Here is a 16,041-nt window from a genome sequence, read left to right on the forward strand (position 1 = left end):
TGTTCAGGGATTGGGGGGCAGTTCGATGGTGATGTCAGGGGCGGTGCCCCCGCCACTCTGCGAGGGGCTGTGCGTGTTGTCGGCGCCGCAGCCGCCTTGGGGACATCCAGGAGACACGATGATGGGGGGCGCCTGGTTGCGAATCAGGGCCTGGACGACGGACCGCGTGGGGCGTCCCTCCCGGCTCAGCACCTCGCCCACGGCGGCCACCCAGACTTGACCATTCACGTCTGTCAGGGGGTTGCCGTCGTCGACATCGTCGCGCACGAAGACGCGGTAGCGGACGTTGTTCTGCTCCGGGTAGTCGACGTAGACCTCGCCATCAGCGCTGGCCTTCTCGGCGGCCGGCATGTCGTTCGGCGTGAGGCGCAGGTAGTTCCAGGGGTCTCCGGCGCTGGCGGGAAGCAGCTCCATCCACGGCGGATTGGCACCGGCCAACCCCAGCTCCGCGACGATGGCGTTGGCGTTCTGGAGGTTGGTGAAGACCTGGTTGTAGGTCTCGTCGGTGATGGGCGTACGCAGGCGCATGGCCTCGCGACCCTCCGCCAGCCCCGCCTCCGCCGCGAAGAACGCCTCCTTCTGCCGGCGCGCATCCGCCTGCGTGTCCGCCTCGCGGCCCACCACCCGGTAGCTCAGCATCACCGCCATCGTCACCACCACGACGACGCCAAGCGCGACAAGCAGGGTGAATCCTCCGCTCGCTCGGCTTCGGGGTAGGTTTCGGTGCGCCATCTCACGGACTCCTGTGCGCGCCGCTTGGGGGAAAGCGACGGAAGTGTCGCTAACTCAGCAACTCACGTGCCCGTGGCGGGAAGCCCGCAACCCACTGAAATCCTTGTGGTAAGGGTTTTTCACCAGGAGTTTTGGGTCATTAGCGACCTCGCAAAAAGTGCGAGGGCACATGTTTTTGCGAGGTGCGGGCTTCACTGCGGGAGTTCCCAGGCGTGTGGTGGCCTGGGCGTGGATCAGCGCTCGGATTCCAGTGCGCGCAGACGGTCCACCAGGGCCTGCATGCGCTCCTGGTGCGAGCCGGCCCAGAAAACCCGGCGGCAGTCGGGACATTGCTGGAAGTGCGAGTGACGTTCCGCGACACCTTCGGGCACACGGCCCGTCACCTCGTGAGGTTCGGCGGGACTCAGGTTTGCGTTGCAGGCGATGCACCGGGAGAACGGTTTCATCCGGGCTCCAAGCCCATAGCGACGCACCACCTCCACCAACTGGTCCACGGGGTCCGCCGCGCGAGGGAAGTAGCCGAGCACGACTTCACCTCGCTTGAGCACGCCGATGTCGCGGGTCAGCACGACGCGGTGCTCGGTGCTCGAAATCCGCGCGAGCTCGTCGTCCGCGGAGTCGTTGCGCCACAGGGTGTCGAAGCCGAGCATCCGAAGGAAGCCGGACAGCCGGCCCAGGCCCACGTCGAGGACGAAGCGGGGCATTCCTTCCACGGGCTGGAGGGCCGGCCACACCTCCACGAACGAGCCCGGCGCCACCCGATGCGCGAAGCCCACGGGCTCTGCGTTGACGCGCACCCCGTCCACTTCGGGATGAGGCGGTCCGAGTGACTCGATGAGGTCCTTGACCGAGGGCGAGCCCAAGGGCGTCACCTGCAGCGTCTCCTGCGCGCGCTTCTCCGGCGAGAGGAAGTCCTTCAGTCGGCCATGGAGTCGAACAGTCACCACCGGGTGCTCTTGATTCCGCCGCGACGGTCCCGACGTCTCGGCCGAGAGGATTGGGAGAGGTTCGTCACCTGATTTTCACCGCTGTAAATGTACGATTTGGCGGTAAGTCGCAGGACTGACGCCCGGGTCGTCTCCTATACTCCCGCGCCCGTCCGCATGCCGGTGCTGGCGGTCGACACCCCTTGAATCGTCATCATGGAAGCAGGCCCGAGCGCATGAAGAAGACTTTTTCCTACCTCGCGTGTGCGGCGGTTTCGCTCACGATTCTCGCTCTGGCCTGTGGTGACTCGGATCCACCGAAGACGCCGCTGCCCCTCGAGGATGGCGGGGTGCTGTGGGTTCAGTGTGATCCGCAGCGAGGGGCGAGTGCCTGTGGCGAGGGCGAGGAGTGCCGCTACGTCCCGTTCTATGACCGAGCCATCTGCGTGCGCCCGTGTGGACCGCAGTCCGTGTGTGGTCAGGAGGAGGCGGCGTGCTGCCCCACGGGCGAGGAGCGCGACGGCGGCGAGACGACCTTCTGTCTGCCCAGCGAGGTCTGCGAAGCGACCCCGGATGCGGGGGATGACGCGGGCGTGGGGGATGGCGGAGACGGTGGAGAGGAGACAGACGGCGGCTCGTCGGCCGACGACGGTGGTGGGTCCACGCTGGATGGTGGCGACGTCGAGGTCGACGCGGGTCCTGGCACGGTGGTCGACGCGGGCACTGAGATTGACGCGGGTCCCGGCACGGTGGTCGACGCGGGCACTGAGATTGACGCGGGTCCCGGCACGGTGGTCGACGCGGGCACCGAGATTGACGCGGGCACGGTGGTCGACGCGGGCACTGAGATTGACGCTGGTACTGAGATTGACGCAGGTCCGGGTCCTGGGACCGACGCGGGTCCTGAGATCGACGCCGGCACTGAGATCGACGCCGGCACTGAGATCGACGCGGGCACCGAGATTGACGCCGGCACTGAGATCGATGCGGGCACCGATATCGACGCCGGTCCGGGTCCTGGCACCGACGCTGGCACGAGCACCGACGCGGGCACGAGCACCGACGCTGGCACGGGGACGGGGAGCTACACGAACATCCGCATCATGGCGGCGAACATCTCCAGCGGGAACGGGCAGGACTACGACCCGGGCCACGGCATCCGCCTGATGCAGGGCGTGGACCCCGACGTGGTGCTCATCCAGGAGTTCAACTACCAGACCGACTCCGTGGCGGACATCAGCTCGCTGGTGAACGCGGTGGGCAGCGGCTTCCATTACTACCGGGAGGAAGGCGCGCAGATCCCCAACGGCATCATCAGCCGCTGGCCCATCATCCAGTCGGGTGAGTGGAACGACACGCAGGTCTCCAACCGTGACTTCGCGTGGGCGCGCATCGACATCCCCGGTCCCAAGGACCTCTGGGCGGTGAGCGTGCACCTGCTCACCTCGGGCTCGGGCGCTCGCAACAACGAGGCGAACCTCATCGTCAACTACATCCGGGCGCAAATCCCGGAGAGCGACTATCTGGTCATCGGTGGCGACCTCAACACCGACAGCCGCTCGGAGTCCTGCTTCTCCACGTTCGATGACGTGGTCGTCACCACCGCGCCGTATCCGGCCGACAAGAACGGCAACGTCAACACCAACTTCAGCCGGGGCAAGCCGTATGACCACGTCCTGGTGGACGCGGACCTGAACCAGTACCGCCAGTCCACCGTCATCGGCTCCAGCACCTTCCCGGGTGGACTGGTGCTCGACAGCCGCGTCTACACGCCGCTGTCGGAAATCGCGCCGGTGCAGGCCGGAGACAGCGCCGCCTCCGGCATGCAGCACATGGGCATCATCAAGGACTTCCGCGTCCCCGCCTTCTGAGTCGGTGACGTTCGCGCGCGGCGGCCCAGGCTCGGGTCGCCGCGTGCGCTCAGAAGCTCCACTTGTGCTTGTTGCGCTCGATGAAGCGCGCCACCGGTGGAATGCGCGCGATGAGCGGCGTGAGCACGAACACCGCCGCCAGTCGCAAGGGCTTCACCACCTGCGAGGCCGCGTAGGCCGCCGCCCACGAGCCCGCCTGCTCGCCAGCGCTCGACGGCTGGAAGCCCAGCTTGATGGCGAAGTAGAAGCCCACCAGCACCAGGCCGAAGATGGCGTAGTTCGTCACCAGCGCCAGCGGGCCGTACTCCAGCATCAGCGTCTTGAAGCGCCCCATCAGCGTCGGCTTCTCGGGCTTCGCCGTCTGGGTCGGGGCGGGTGGGGGCGTGTCGGAGACTGAAGGATTCACGTCGGGCTCAACAGGCGACATATCTCCACCATGCCCCAAAGAAGCGCTGGCAGGGAGACAGAGCGGGCAGGCCTCCTGGGGCCAGGTGCGCTCACCGGGTTGTCAGGGCTCGGGGGGGCGGGTTAGAGGATTGGGACGCCTCATGAAAGCTTCCCTACGCCTCCTCCTCCTCGTGGCCACCACGGTGCTCGTCGCCGACCAGGTGACCAAATATCTGGCTGTGTCCCGGCTGACGGATGCCCTGGATGGGCGGGAAGGGGTGTCCCGGGTGACGGGCTTCCTCACCCAGCACAACCTGGACAATGACCCACCGCCCCAGGGTGAGCGGCGGGTGACGCGGCCCTATCGCTTCATCGAGGACTACTGGCACTTCCGCTACGTGGAGAACCCGGGCGCGGCGTGGGGCCTGTTCGCGAACCTGCCGGACGGTGTGCGGCGCGCGTTCTTCCACGTGGTGAGCGTGGCGGCGCTGGCCTTCATCTTCCTGATGTACCGCCGCACCTCGCTGGACCAGAAGATGGTGCGAGTGGCGCTGGCGCTCATCACTGGCGGCGCGCTGGGCAACTTCGCGGACCGGCTGATTCGCGGCTACGTCATCGACTTCATCGACTGGCATTGGCGCAACCAGCCAGGCATGCGCTGGCCCACCTTCAACGTGGCGGACGCGGCCATCTGCGTGGGTGTGGCCTTCATGCTGCTGGACTCTCTCAAGGTGCGCCGCCCGGAGGCCGTCGCGGCGCCCCTCACCCAGAGCCCCAATCCGTGACGGGCGGGGGCCCGGTGGTGTAAGCCCCCGGGCGTGCCTCGCAAATACGTCATCCTCATCGCCGTCGCCCTGGGCGTCATCGTCCTGGACCAGTGGACGAAGTACCTCGTCGTCCGTGAGCTGACCTCCCAGATGCAAGGGCAGGAGACGCTGGGCGGGCGCCTGGGCGCCATGTTCGGCGAGCCGCCCCCGCAGGGCTTCGACGGGCTGCACTACCGGCCCCGCCGCAGCATCGAGGTGGCCGACTCCTTCTTCCGCCTGCGCTACGCGGAGAACCCGGGCGCCGCGTGGGGCCTGTTCCGCAGCCTGTCCCCGGAGAAGCGCGGGCCGCTCTTCCATGTGGTGAGCCTGGGCGCGGTCGTCCTCATCGTCTTCTACTTCCGCAAGCTGTCCGGCTCGGACCCGGAGGAGAAGTGGGCGCTGTGGGGCCTGCCGCTCGTGCTGGGTGGCGCGCTGGGCAACTACATCGACCGGCTGGCCCGGGGCTTCGTCATCGACTTCCTGGAAGCCCACTGGTTCGACAAGGCCGCGTGGCCTTCGTTCAATGTCGCCGACGCGGCCATCTGCGTGGGCGTGGGGCTGCTGCTCGTGGACGCCTTCGTCCGCAAGGAGAAGCCCGCACAGGCCGAGTCCAAGGCCACCTGAAGCAACGCCTCCCGGGAGGGCAGCCGGGCGGACCGGCGGGCCCCCTCGCCTTGCCTGGCGGCGCGACAGGGGTAGCCTTCGCGCCGCGCCGCCCCTTTCGCCTTCCGGCAGGTCTCCATGCTCCCCGTCCTCATCCGCTTCACGTTCACCAGCCTCTGGACGCAGCTGTTGCTGTACGCGGTCGCCGTGGGCACGGTGGGCTACATCGCCTTCAACGGGTGGCGAGGCGCGCAGGGCGTGCTGGACCCGAAGACGGGCACGCGGGCCGCGACGAACTCCACCGACAAGCTGTTGCGCGCGCTGGGTTTCGGCGTCGCGGGTGCGGGGCTGGCGTGGTTCGGCCTGAAGTACGCGCTGCCCGCCGACGCCTTCCCCGGGGGCAAGGGCGAGGGCATCCCGCTGCACACCTACGGCGTGCTCCTGGCGTCTGGCTTCATCACCGCGCTGACGGTGGCGGGGCGGCTGGCGCAGGACGAGTGGCGCAAGGTGAAGCTCGTGGAGGGCCAGTGGGTGGATGTGGAGGGGCCCAAGAAGCGCGAGCAGGTGATGGACATGGCCTTCTGGGTGCTCATCGGCGGCATCGGTGGCAGCCGGCTGCTCTTCATCCTGGTCAACTGGAAGGACTACGCGCGGGACTGGACGCAGGTGTTGTCGCTGGGCGGAGGCCTCGTCTTCTACGGGGGGCTCATCGGCGCGGCCGTGGCGGCCTGGTTCTTCGCGCGCTCGTCCGGCATGGACTTCCTGCGGCTGGCGGATGTGTGCATCCCCACCGTGTCGCTGGGCCAGTGTCTGGGCCGGCTGGGCTGCTTCAGCGCGGGGTGCTGCTGGGGGGATGTGGCGCCCTCGCACGCGGCCACCGCCGTGCACTTCCCGGGGCCGGGGTTGGCGCAGGACCTGCTCGGGCGGGTGGGCAGCTCGTCGAGCCTCGCCTACTCCTCGCAGCTGGAGGATTCGCGCTTCGTGGTGGAGGCGACGGGGCAGATTCTGCACCAGGCGGCGCCTGATGCGATGCGCATCTCCGACTGGGTGGTCCAGCACGGCCACACCCTGGGTGTCTACCCCACCCAGTTGTTCGAGTCGGTGGGCCAGCTGGTCCTCTTCGTGGGGCTCTTGTACGCGCGGCGCTTCCGGCGCTTCCACGGGCAGATTTTCGCCCTGTGGCTGATGTCCTACGCGGTGCTGCGCAGCACGGTGGAATTGTTCCGCGGGGACGTGGAGCGCGGCACCCTGCACGGGCTCCTGGAGTCGTTGGGGGCCCAGGGCCTGGCGGGCGCGGTGCCGCTGGAGGCCTGGTACAACGTCTCCACCAGTCAGTTCATCTCGCTGTGCATGTTCGCTTTTGGCGCCGTGCTGCTCTACCAGAAGGGGCGGCGAGGGGCGGGCGAGGCGGCGGGCGGTCTGGGTCCGACACCGTCTGCGGCGTGAGGTTGATCCCCGGGCGCGGGTTGGGGACACTCTGAGGCGTCATGCCTCCCCCCGACGCCCGACAGTCCGCTTCGAAGTCCTTCGCTGGCAAGCCCCAGGCGGACCGCAGCTCCAGTGAGGCCGTCCTCCAGGAGTGTGAGGCGCTGGAGGCGGAGCTGGCCGTGCTCCGCAACCTCTACGAGCAGTACTTCCTGGGCAACGAGCGTCATCCGCCCACGCGGGCCCACGACGACTTCAAGAAGCGGGTGATGCGGCTGAAGACCGGCTTCATCCGCAGCACCGCCGCCAAGTTCCGCGTCGGGAGCATCCACGGCAAGTACCTCACGTACGAGCGGCTCTGGACGCGCACGCTGCAGGAAATCGAGGCGGGCACGTACAAGAGGGACTTGTTCAAGGCCCGCCGTCGCGCGGAGGTGCGCGGCACGTCTTCCAGCAGTGACGCGAAGAAGGGCGTGGTGGAGCTGCCGGAGGACATCTCCGACATGGACTTCGAGGAGGTGGAGGAAGTGCTCCGCCCCCGCCCCACCAACGAGCCGCAGCTGGCCGGTATCGCCGCCGCCGCTTCGGCCATGCCCGCGCGCGGGTCTTCCGCGGTGCCTTCGGTGGCACCCGCCATGGCGCCCGCGTCGCGAGCGGGCGTGCCGGGTGTGGCGCCGCTGACTTCGAGTGGAATGCCTTCGGTGGCGCCGGTGACGGGAACGCCCCCTCGTGGCCAGCCCACCGTGGCGCCGGTGACGGGAACGCCTCCGCGCGGACTGCCCACGATTACGTCGCCGGTGGGTGGCACTCCGGCGAGGGGTACCGCGACGGTGCCTCCGGGCATGGCCGCCGCGAAGCCGGCGGGCACCACCGTTCCCCCGGCGCGTCCGTCCTCCGTGCCTGCTGTGACGGCGCCCAGCCGGCCTCCGGCTCCGGTGGCTTCGGCGGCGCCCAAGCCTCCCTCGGCGGGTGGCGGAGGCATGTCGGACGACAAGCTGCGCGCGGTGTACGACGCGTATGTCACCGCGAAGCGGCGGTGCCAGGAAGACACCTCGAAAATCTCCTACGAGTCGGTGGCGGCGACGCTGCGCAAGCAGGTGCCGGAGCTGCTCAAGCAGCACAACGCCAAGGCGGTGGAGTTCAAGGTCGTCATCAAGGACGGCAAGGCCTCGCTCAAGGCCGTGCCGAAGTAGGCCGCTCGCGATGAATCAGAACCTGGAATCGCTCAAGGCGCGGGTGGCGCGTCTGTCGGTGATGATTTTCGACATCGACGGGACGCTCACCGACGGACGCATCTTCTGGGTGCCCAACTCCGGCTGGACGCAGATGTACAGCGTGCGGGATGGCATGGGCATCAAGCGACTCCAGGAGGTGGGCATCGAGGTGGCCGCCATCTCCGGGGGCGACAGCCTGTCCGCCCAGATGCGCATGCAGTCGCTGGGCATCAAACACGTGCACTTCGGCAGCCAGGACAAGGTGGCGCACTTCGAGAAGCTCCTGGCGCTGCTGAACGTCTCCGCGGAGCACTGCGGCTACATGGGTGACGAGGTGGTGGACCTGCCGCTGCTCAAGGCCGTGGGCTTCTCCTCCGCGCCGCCCGAGGCCCCCGACGAGGTGCGCGCGCAGGTGCATTACGTCGCCCAGAAGCCCGCGGGCTTCGGTGCCGCGCGCGAAGTGTGTGAGTTCATCCTTCGTCACCGGCCGTAGCCACTCGCGGGCCTGCGTGGACGGAGGCGAGGGGACTTGGATGAGAAGCCCGTGGGCGTGATGAAGGTCTCCCGGCCCTGGTGGTTCGTCGCGCCCGTCTTCGCGACTTGCGTCGGCCTCTGGGCGGCGAGTGCTCACGGTGTCCGTCCCGCCGCGTTTCTTCCGAACCTCGTGGCCATCGTGTTGGGCGGCGCGGGCTTCATGCTGCTGACGCGGGGCCCGTGGGAGTCGCATCGCCGGGCGGAGCGCGTGCTCCCCGTGCTCGCGTGTCTCGCCATCGCCGCGACGTTGGCCGCGCCGGGGCTGGAGGGTGTTCATCGCTGGTGGTCGCTGGGGCCCGTGCGAGTCAACGCGTCAGCGGCCTTCCTGCCGTGGCTGTTGCTCGGCGTCGCGTCTCGCGGGGGCTGGCCTCCGTGGCTCGCGTGCGGGCTCATGGTGTTGGTGCAGGGATTTCACCTCCTGCAACCGGATGCCTCGCAGGCCACGGCGCTCGCGCTCGCGACGCTGCCGTTGCTGGTGGGGGGCGACTTCGTGAACAGGCGCATGGGCATCCCCATCGCGATGGGGATGCTGGGGCTCGCGGTCGTCACCTGGACGCGGAGCGACCCGCTCGCTCCGGTCGACCATGTGGAGCGCATCCTCGTGCTCATCGTTTCGCGAGGCGCGCTGGGGGTGTTCCTGGCGATTGCCGCGATGACGGGGTTGTTGCTCCCGGGACTCCTCGCGGCGCGGAGTCGGGATTCGCGGACCGCGCGACTGGGCGTCGCCTTCGTCCTGTATTTCGCCGCGCTGGTGGGCTCGACGTTCTTCGGAAACTTTCCTGTGCCCGTCCTTGGCGCGGGCGCGGGGACTGTTCTCGGTTGGTGGGCGATGCTCACCGTGCTCGGCGTACATGTGCCAGCGCTTCGAGAGTGAAAAGAGGGCGTTGGCACCGCCGCCAACCCGCGCCGCGGTGTTGAGAATCGTCACTTCGTGAAAAGTCCGCCGGGTCGCTTGCCCGCACGGGTTGTCGCGTCAGGGGGGCCTCCCTAGTTTGGGTTTCGCGCGAGAGGCTTGCGGATGGCGCGAGACACGTGGGAGGCGATGTGGGGATGCAGAGGTGGCTCGGGCTGTCGGTGGTGGTGGTGGGCCTCTCGGTGACCACGGGGTGCTCGACGCCCTCGGAAGAGTCCCAGGAGCGGCTCGCGGCGTTGGAGGCGGAAGCCGAGCAGCTGGACGCGGTGTTGGACAATGTCGAGGAGCGGCTCCTGGGCAACCAGGCCATGCTCCAGACGTGGCAGGAGATGGGGCGTCGTCACCAGGAAGTGACGCAGCTGCATTGTCAGACTTCGGAACCGCACATGCTGGCGCGCATGAAGCACTACGAGAAGATGGAAGAGCGCGTGAAGCAGATGCGGCGTCGCAGCAGCGTGGCCGCGGTGGACACGGTGCTCACCTCCGGCAAGTCGTCCAAGCGCCAGCGTGGCGCCAACTGACGCGCGCTTCAGAGGCTCATGCGCTCACGGAAGCGCTGGGATTGACGGCGTGACATCTCCACCTCGGTGCCTCCGCGCAGGCGCGCCACCAGCGTGCCTCCGGGGCCGGGCTCCAGGGTCTCGACGAAGTCGAGGTTGATGAGGTGCTGGCGACTGGCGCGGAAGAAGCGCGCCGGGTCCAGCTTCTCTTCCAGGTAGCTCAGCGAGCGCAAGAGCAGCGGCTGATGTCCCTCCAGGTGCAGCCGGGCGTAGTTGCCCTCGGAGGTGATGAGCGGCACCTGCGCGAGCTGCACCAGCCAGCAGCGCTCACCGTCTCGAACGAAGACCCGCTCCAGGGATGCGTCCTGGGTGCGTGAAGGCGCGTGCGGTACATGGCCGCCGCGCTGGCGTACCCGCTCCAGGGCCTCGGCGAGCCGCTCCGCCTCGATGGGCTTGAGCAGGTAGTCGAGCGCGTTGACGGAGAACGCACGCACCGCATGGGCGTCATACGCGGTGGTGAAGATGACGTCCGGAGGCTCGTCGAGTCGGGCCAGCACGTCGAAGCCCGTACCGCCTGGCATCTGGATGTCGAGCAGCAGCAGGTCCGGCTCCAGGGCCTCCACCTGTCGGCAGGCGTCTTCCACGTGGGTGGCTTCACCCACCACCTCCACGTCAGGGAAGGCGGCCAGCAGTCGGCGCAGCTCGGCGCGGGCCAGTCGTTCGTCGTCGACGATGAGGACTCTCATGAGGGCAGGGGAATCCGGACGCGCGCCGTGGTGAGCGCCGCATGTGTCTGGTCGAGCAGGAGCGAGGCGTGGGCGCCGCACAGCAGGCGCAGTCGCTCGCTCGCGTTGTGGAGGCCCACGCCGTTGGAGTGGGGCGCGGTGGGAGTGCCGAGAGGCGCGGCGGTATTGGCCACCTCCAACAGCAGCGCGCCTCCGTGAACGTGGGCGAACAGGCTCACTTCGCCACCTTCCGGAGTCCGCGCGATGCCGTGCTTGATGGCGTTCTCCACCAGCGTCTGGACCAGCATGGCGGGCACGGGGATGTCGAGCGCTTCCGGGGCCACGTCCTCGCGCACGCGAAGGCGTTCGTCGAGCCGGATGGCCTCCAGGCTCAGGTAGTCACGCACCACCTGGAGCTCCTGGGACAGTGGCACCGTCTCGGGGCCGCGCGCGGAGAGGGCGTGGCGGAGCAGGGAGGACAGGCGCGTCACGGCCTGCTGCGCGCGGGCGGGGTCCTCGACGATGAGGGCGCGCACGCTGTTGAGACAGTTGAAGAGGAAGTGGGGTTGGAGCTGGGCCTTGAGGAAGCGCAGCTCCGCCGTCTGGGCCGCGGCCTGCTGTTGCCAGCGCTCGCGCTCCATGGTGCGGGCCCGGTCCACGAAGTGGACGGTGAAGTAGGTCAGCAGCCACATCAGCATCACCACGGCCCAGAACGAGACGCCGGTGATGGCGAAGGCGAAGGAGAAGTCCTCGGGCTTGTAGAGGCCGAGCACGGGGTAGGCGAGGAAGAGGCCCACGGCCTGCTGGATTGCGCCCAGTCCCACGCACGCGAGGACGACGCGTGGCGCCAGGCGAAGCAGCGGGAGTCGCACCCACGCGCGAAGGTTCAGCGGGGCTCGGGCGAAGTGCGTGATGACTCCGCCCGAGAGACTCATCGCGAGGGTCCACAACGAGCGGGGCAGCAGTTGCTCCGTGCCTCGCGACAGGGCCACCACCGTGAGGAGGGTCAGCAGGATGTTCACGAGACCGTAGAGGCCCCAGCCGCCCACCTGGCAGGCCGCATACACCTTGGCGCGTCGGGATGACATGCGAGCTCCTGCCTTGCGTGGGACCAGAGTTCACCACGCTCAGCGCCGTGACTCCACGGGAGCGGGGGTCTTCAGGAAGCCCTCCAGCGTGGCGAGGAAGCCCTGGGGGTCGTCCCACATGATGAAGTGCCGGGCCGTGTCGTGCATGACGACACGCGCGGTGGTGAGGGTCTGGTACTGGCCGCGATAGTTGGCCTCCACGGCCTCGCGCGGGACACGACCCTCGAAGGCCACCCACGAGCCGAGCACGAAGGTGGGCGCGGTGATGCGCGACAGCTCCGGACGCAGGTCGGTGATGCTCATCTCGTACATCGCCTGCGTCACGGTCTCCGGGTCCGAGTCCGCGCCCCAGCGCGCGGCGACCTCTCGTCGTGCCTCATCGGAGATGTAGACCTGAAGCGCGTGACGCGAGCCCTGGCTGCGCTGCTCCACGGTCTGCATGCGCATCTGGGTGCGGAACTGCTCGGCGAACGGCTTCGAGGTCTCCACGGTGGCGCCCGGGTACATCAAGGCGGGCAGGAAGGGCACGCTGTCCACGATGAAGATGCCGCCCACCAGGTCCGGTGCGTCGGCGGCGAGGCCGAGCGCCAGCGCACCGCCCAGGCTGTGTCCGACGATGATGGGCTTCTTCAATCCCTGCGCGCGGATGTACTCGGCGAGCGCGCGCCGCATGGTGGGCAGGAAGGGCGCGGGGACCGACGGCTGGCCCGCGAAGCCGGCGAGCGTGAAGACGTGGCAGTCGTACTGAGTCTGGAGCCTGGCGACCGTCTCCTCCCACACCTCGCCCGACGACGCGAGACCGGGGATGAACAGCACGGGCTGGCCCTGTCCGGAGCGCTTCACCGCGAAGGGCGCAGTGGGAGTGGCGGCGCTGCTGGCGCCGGAGGTGGTGGCGCAGCCGAAGATGAGGGGCACGGCGACGAACGCCGCCAGGAGGAGGGCACGAGACATGGAGGACTCCCACGAACTGGACGCCGCCGGGATGGCGGTGCCGGGCGAGGAAGAAGGTACGCGCCGGGCAGCCAGGAGCCCCGGATACTCCATGAGCGGTTCTGGTGCGGGATGAGTGGTGGAGGGGCCGGGCGGCTGGCGTGGAGACGGGCTTCTCGTGCAGGCTCATCGGTCAGGGCTTTGGGAAAGGAACCGCTGTGTCGCCGCCACCTTCCACGCAGTCCGCCTCCGAGGAAGCGTTGACAGGGCAGGTGCCCGCGCCGCCCGCCGCGGTGACTTCCGGACCGCCGTTCGCGGAGTACCTGGCGCGGCGGTTGATGGCCGACAAGGGCTTTCAGCCCGGCACGCATACAGAGGCGGCGGAGTTGGTCGATGTGTCGGACGCGGTGCTCACGTATTCGGACGGGTACTCATGCGTCATCGTCTGCATCGTGGACCGGGAGCGTGAGCCCTCGCGGCGCTTCTCGTTGGAGACCTCGGCGCTGGAACGTGTGGGCAAGGCGTGTCTGCACTACTCGGGCACGGTGAGTGGGACGAAGCTTCCCGTGGGCCTTCAGCTCATCGAAGTAGGGAGCGGGCCCGCGACGCGGGAGGACCAGGAGCGGTTGGAGCGTCACCGGCTCGGCATGTTCAACAAGGTCCACCTGCATGCGATGCACGTGGACGTGTCTTCTGGCGAGGTGTGGGCGAACACGTGGCGGCGCGCGATGGTGTCGCGTGGCTACGTGCGAGGGTTGCTCCGGGAGCCTCGCGTGGTGGAGGGGCAGGAGGTCGAGGTCGCGGAGGCCGTCGAGCGCAAGCCGGTGCTGACGGTGGCGTTGCTGGTGGCGCTGGCGCTTGGCTTCGCGGCGGAGCACCTCTTCGCTGTGGGCTCACCGGGCACGGGGCTGCTCGCGCCGGGTCTCCAGACACTGGTGGGATTGGGAGGATTGGTCTCGGGGCTGGTGCTGGAGCATGGGCAGTGGTGGCGGCTGTTCCTGGCGCCGCTGCTGCATGGAGACCTCATCCACCTGCTGCTCAACGGCTTCTGCCTCTGGTTTGGGGCGATGGTGCTGGAGAGCATGGTGGGCCGAGCGTGGCTGGGGGTGTTGCTCGTCGTGAGCGCGCTGGGCGGCGGGGCGTTGTCGATGGCTCTCAATGGGGATGCGGTGGTGTCGGTGGGCGCGTCGGGGGCACTGATGGGGCTCCTGGCGGCGGTGTTGGCGGTGAGCCGACGTCTGCCCGTGGGGCCGGGCCGTGTGGAGGTTCAGATGATGGCGCTGCGGCTGCTGGTGCCTTCACTGATTCCCATCGCAGTGTCGCGCACGGGGAATCAGGTCGACTTCGCGGCGCACGTGGGAGGCGCCCTCGCGGGAGGCGTGGTGGGGCTGGGGCTCGCGCGGGTGTGGCGGCGTGAGGACGCGACGCCCCCTGGGACGCGGTGGGCGGGCGCGGTGTCCTTGTTGGCACTGGGCGCGGTGGTGGTGAGTCTTGTCTTCGCGGCGGGCTTTCGCGAGGACCTGGCATCGATGCACTGGCCTTGATTCAGGCGAGTGACGGGCCCAGGGAGGAGAGGAACTCGGGGTGCCCTACCGTGCGCGCAGCTCTTCTCGAATCTCCATGAGGATGCGGCCCAGCATGTTCTTGCCGCGGCCATCTCCGCCGTCGCCCCAGTAGTCATCCTGGTCGGTGTGCTCGACGAGCTTCGCGTCGCCGGTCTCCAGCAGGAGCCGGGTGAGGTCCTCGTGTTGGGTGAACTTGGCGCGCACGGCCTCGCGCATGATGGAGACCTTGATGGACTCCCAGTCTCGTCGGAGTTTGCGCTTGCGGTCCCTGCCCAGGCGGGCCGCGAGCATCGGGGTCCGGGCTTGTCGGATGGCTTCTTCGTCCGTGGGGTCTTCGAACTTCCGGGCCTGGAAGTAGTGCTCGCTGGTGGGCCACGTCTTGCCACCCAGCTTGATGGGGTAGGGCGCGAAGTTCGAGCACCAGCCGTGGTCGTCGGTGACGCTGTAGAAGTGGATGGCCTCGGTCATGTTGATTCACCTGGGTGTGAGCCAAATCCTACCGGCATTGTGCCGGGTACTTCGTGACACGCTTGCTTTTCAGGCTTCACCGTCTGTGGTGAGGGTGCAAGGGGTCTCCCGGTAGGCAGACGAGCAGACACACCGTTCCGTGACGGCGTGGGCGAATCCAGGTAGAACCGCCGCCGTGAGACGCGCCACGCACGCAGTCCTCGCCGCCATCGGAGCGGGGTTGCTGGGATGCAACGACCTGGAAGTCTGCGGTTCCACGGCCCAGGACGTCACCCGTGAAGACGGGAGCGTCTTCCGCTGTGTCACGTCCGAGGACTGCCCTCGCACCTCCCGCGTCGACGTGTGCGTCACCGACGTCTCGCCCATCGCCGAGTGTGTGAGCTGCGAGGATTCGCGGTGCGTCACCGTCACTCCGGAGAAGTGCTAGTGCGGGCGCTCCGGTTCGCCCTCGTCGCGTTGGCCCTGGCGGGCGCCGGGTGTCGTCGCGACAAGCCTGTCGACCACCTCCAGAGAGCCCGCGACGCCATCTTCGAGAAGCGTCCCGACGAGGCCCTCGTCGAATACCGCAAGGCGTTCGACATGCTGCGCCACGACAGCTCGCCGGAGGCGCTCGTGTTGCGCGCCCGCTCGCTGAAGGGCGCCGCCGACGTCTACTGGCTGGAGCAGCGCAAGGTGAAGGAAGCCGTGGGCGTCTACCGCGAGCTCATCCAACAGTGCCCCGAGTCCCCCGAGGCACTCGAGGCCCGCATCATCCTCGCGGAGCTGCTGCGGGTGCACTACCGCGACCTGCGCGGCGCCATCGACCAGCTCACCGCCGCGCTCCAGCGCAATCCTCCGCAAGGCGCGGAGCTGCACTACCAGGTGGGCAAGCTCTACTTCGAGCTGGGCGACTATCAGCAGTGTGAGCTGGAGACGCGCCGCCTCGTCGAGCGCTTCGCCACCAGCGTCTTCGTGGACGACACCCTGTTCCTCCAGGCGCAGGCCATCGCGATGATGGAGGGCCGACGTCAGGAGGCCTCGCGCGCCTTCGCGGACCTGCGCACGCGCTTCCCGGACTCGGAGCTGTCCCCGCACGCCCTCTTCGAGATGGGCAAGCTGCGCTCGGATGCGGGCGAGCACGAGAAGGCCATCGAGACCTGGGTGGAGACGCTGAAGACGCACCCGGACCCGACGCTCGTGCAGGACTACATCGCCCGTGCGCGCAAGCGCATCGCCAACACCACGGCGGAGGGTGTGGGCGAGCGTGAGGTGGCCTTCGACCGGGCCCGTCCCGCGCGCTCCTCGCTCGAAGCCGTGGGCGGCAGGCCCGAAGAGGCGGCGCACGAGCACGACTGACGAGGGGCCCATCCAGGGC

18 protein-coding genes are annotated in these 16,041 nt (G+C 68.5%); 11 read left to right on the forward strand and 7 right to left on the reverse strand.

What is annotated here, in order from left to right:
- Positions 1 to 3: 3 nt before the first annotated feature.
- Both HUA78_RS36375 and HUA78_RS36380 read right to left on the reverse strand, forming a co-directional pair.
- Complete coding sequence (locus HUA78_RS36375) at positions 4 to 732, reverse strand: hypothetical protein (RefSeq protein ID WP_174460115.1); 729 nt, start codon at positions 730 to 732, stop codon at positions 4 to 6.
- Positions 733 to 965: 233 nt separating this feature from the next.
- Positions 966 to 1,679: a Mut7-C RNAse domain-containing protein gene (locus HUA78_RS36380; RefSeq protein ID WP_174478303.1), complete on the reverse strand. Its 714-nt coding sequence runs from the start codon at positions 1,677 to 1,679 to the stop codon at positions 966 to 968.
- A gap of 215 nt (positions 1,680 to 1,894) precedes the next feature.
- On the opposite strand from HUA78_RS36380, the gene HUA78_RS36385 reads away from it, so the two are divergent.
- Positions 1,895 to 3,529, forward strand: coding sequence for an endonuclease/exonuclease/phosphatase family protein (locus tag HUA78_RS36385; RefSeq protein ID WP_174478304.1), 1,635 nt, complete (start codon positions 1,895 to 1,897; stop codon positions 3,527 to 3,529).
- Positions 3,530 to 3,578: 49 nt separating this feature from the next.
- Here the strand turns inward: HUA78_RS36385 and HUA78_RS36390 are convergent, their stop codons facing one another.
- Positions 3,579 to 3,935 (reverse strand): hypothetical protein, encoded by a 357-nt coding sequence (locus HUA78_RS36390; protein WP_371745747.1) that lies wholly within the window; start codon positions 3,933 to 3,935, stop codon positions 3,579 to 3,581.
- Between the two features lie 142 nt (positions 3,936 to 4,077).
- Here HUA78_RS36390 and lspA (HUA78_RS36395) point away from each other — a divergent pair, with 142 nt between their 5' ends.
- The 7 genes from lspA (HUA78_RS36395) to HUA78_RS36425 all read left to right on the forward strand — a co-directional run bounded on the left by lspA (HUA78_RS36395) (position 4,078) and on the right by HUA78_RS36425 (position 9,932).
- Entirely contained in the window at positions 4,078 to 4,701 is a 624-nt protein-coding gene (gene lspA / locus HUA78_RS36395) for a signal peptidase II (protein ID WP_141645085.1), read from the forward strand.
- A gap of 33 nt (positions 4,702 to 4,734) precedes the next feature.
- Positions 4,735 to 5,346 carry a signal peptidase II gene (gene lspA, locus HUA78_RS36400; protein WP_174457041.1) on the forward strand — a complete coding sequence of 204 codons (612 nt, stop codon included), beginning with the start codon at positions 4,735 to 4,737 and terminating at the stop codon, positions 5,344 to 5,346.
- Positions 5,347 to 5,463: 117 nt separating this feature from the next.
- Complete coding sequence (locus tag HUA78_RS36405) at positions 5,464 to 6,771, forward strand: prolipoprotein diacylglyceryl transferase (protein WP_141645087.1); 1,308 nt, start codon at positions 5,464 to 5,466, stop codon at positions 6,769 to 6,771.
- A 41-nt stretch (positions 6,772 to 6,812) separates the two neighbouring features.
- Positions 6,813 to 7,943, forward strand: a complete 1,131-nt coding sequence (locus HUA78_RS36410; RefSeq protein ID WP_174478305.1) for an MXAN_5187 C-terminal domain-containing protein — start codon at positions 6,813 to 6,815, stop codon at positions 7,941 to 7,943.
- 10 nt (positions 7,944 to 7,953) lie between these two features.
- Positions 7,954 to 8,457, forward strand: a complete 504-nt coding sequence (locus HUA78_RS36415; protein WP_141645089.1) for an HAD family hydrolase — start codon at positions 7,954 to 7,956, stop codon at positions 8,455 to 8,457.
- Between the two features lie 36 nt (positions 8,458 to 8,493).
- Positions 8,494 to 9,372: a hypothetical protein gene (locus HUA78_RS36420; protein WP_174460113.1), complete on the forward strand. Its 879-nt coding sequence runs from the start codon at positions 8,494 to 8,496 to the stop codon at positions 9,370 to 9,372.
- A 176-nt stretch (positions 9,373 to 9,548) separates the two neighbouring features.
- Complete coding sequence (locus HUA78_RS36425) at positions 9,549 to 9,932, forward strand: hypothetical protein (RefSeq protein WP_217439225.1); 384 nt, start codon at positions 9,549 to 9,551, stop codon at positions 9,930 to 9,932.
- Positions 9,933 to 9,940: 8 nt separating this feature from the next.
- Here HUA78_RS36425 and HUA78_RS36430 read toward each other — a convergent pair whose 3' ends face one another.
- The 3 genes from HUA78_RS36430 to HUA78_RS36440 are packed head-to-tail and all read right to left on the reverse strand — an operon-like array spanning position 9,941 to position 12,675.
- On the reverse strand, positions 9,941 to 10,657 hold the full coding sequence (locus HUA78_RS36430; protein WP_174460112.1) for a LytTR family DNA-binding domain-containing protein: 717 nt from the start codon (positions 10,655 to 10,657) through the stop codon (positions 9,941 to 9,943).
- Complete coding sequence (locus tag HUA78_RS36435) at positions 10,654 to 11,724, reverse strand: sensor histidine kinase (RefSeq protein WP_174460111.1); 1,071 nt, start codon at positions 11,722 to 11,724, stop codon at positions 10,654 to 10,656. The genes HUA78_RS36430 and HUA78_RS36435 overlap by 4 nt, the downstream gene beginning before the upstream one ends.
- A gap of 39 nt (positions 11,725 to 11,763) precedes the next feature.
- Complete coding sequence (locus HUA78_RS36440) at positions 11,764 to 12,675, reverse strand: alpha/beta fold hydrolase (RefSeq protein ID WP_174467804.1); 912 nt, start codon at positions 12,673 to 12,675, stop codon at positions 11,764 to 11,766.
- Positions 12,676 to 12,872: 197 nt separating this feature from the next.
- On the opposite strand from HUA78_RS36440, the gene HUA78_RS47840 reads away from it, so the two are divergent.
- The gene (locus HUA78_RS47840; protein WP_174467803.1) at positions 12,873 to 14,198 is read left to right on the forward strand and encodes a rhomboid family intramembrane serine protease; all 1,326 of its coding nucleotides are present in this window, start codon (positions 12,873 to 12,875) and stop codon (positions 14,196 to 14,198) included.
- Positions 14,199 to 14,243: 45 nt separating this feature from the next.
- On the opposite strand, the gene HUA78_RS36450 is transcribed toward HUA78_RS47840, so the two are convergent.
- Positions 14,244 to 14,687: an NADAR family protein gene (locus HUA78_RS36450; protein ID WP_174457034.1), complete on the reverse strand. Its 444-nt coding sequence runs from the start codon at positions 14,685 to 14,687 to the stop codon at positions 14,244 to 14,246.
- A 175-nt stretch (positions 14,688 to 14,862) separates the two neighbouring features.
- On the opposite strand from HUA78_RS36450, the gene HUA78_RS36455 reads away from it, so the two are divergent.
- Positions 14,863 to 15,114, forward strand: coding sequence for a hypothetical protein (locus HUA78_RS36455; RefSeq protein WP_246137398.1), 252 nt, complete (start codon positions 14,863 to 14,865; stop codon positions 15,112 to 15,114).
- Positions 15,114 to 16,022, forward strand: a complete 909-nt coding sequence (locus HUA78_RS36460) for a tetratricopeptide repeat protein (RefSeq protein ID WP_174457033.1) — start codon at positions 15,114 to 15,116, stop codon at positions 16,020 to 16,022. The genes HUA78_RS36455 and HUA78_RS36460 overlap by 1 nt, the downstream gene beginning before the upstream one ends.
- Positions 16,023 to 16,041 lie beyond the last annotated feature (19 nt).

This window comes from Myxococcus sp. CA033 (assembly GCF_013336625.1).
GTDB classification, from domain to species: domain Bacteria; phylum Myxococcota; class Myxococcia; order Myxococcales; family Myxococcaceae; genus Myxococcus; species Myxococcus llanfairpwllgwyngyllgogerychwyrndrobwllllantysiliogogogochensis.

Coding starts and splice junctions, on each gene's coding strand:
- HUA78_RS36375 (WP_174460115.1), bottom strand. CDS start 732: ATGGCGCACCGAAACCTACCCCGAAGCCGAGCGAGCGGAGGATTCACC.
- HUA78_RS36385 (WP_174478304.1), top strand. CDS start 1,895: ATGAAGAAGACTTTTTCCTACCTCGCGTGTGCGGCGGTTTCGCTCACG.
- lspA (WP_141645085.1), top strand. CDS start 4,078: ATGAAAGCTTCCCTACGCCTCCTCCTCCTCGTGGCCACCACGGTGCTC.
- HUA78_RS36405 (WP_141645087.1), top strand. CDS start 5,464: ATGCTCCCCGTCCTCATCCGCTTCACGTTCACCAGCCTCTGGACGCAG.
- HUA78_RS36410 (WP_174478305.1), top strand. CDS start 6,813: ATGCCTCCCCCCGACGCCCGACAGTCCGCTTCGAAGTCCTTCGCTGGC.
- HUA78_RS36415 (WP_141645089.1), top strand. CDS start 7,954: ATGAATCAGAACCTGGAATCGCTCAAGGCGCGGGTGGCGCGTCTGTCG.
- HUA78_RS36425 (WP_217439225.1), top strand. CDS start 9,549: ATGCAGAGGTGGCTCGGGCTGTCGGTGGTGGTGGTGGGCCTCTCGGTG.
- HUA78_RS36430 (WP_174460112.1), bottom strand. CDS start 10,657: ATGAGAGTCCTCATCGTCGACGACGAACGACTGGCCCGCGCCGAGCTG.
- HUA78_RS36435 (WP_174460111.1), bottom strand. CDS start 11,724: ATGTCATCCCGACGCGCCAAGGTGTATGCGGCCTGCCAGGTGGGCGGC.
- HUA78_RS36440 (WP_174467804.1), bottom strand. CDS start 12,675: ATGTCTCGTGCCCTCCTCCTGGCGGCGTTCGTCGCCGTGCCCCTCATC.
- HUA78_RS36450 (WP_174457034.1), bottom strand. CDS start 14,687: ATGACCGAGGCCATCCACTTCTACAGCGTCACCGACGACCACGGCTGG.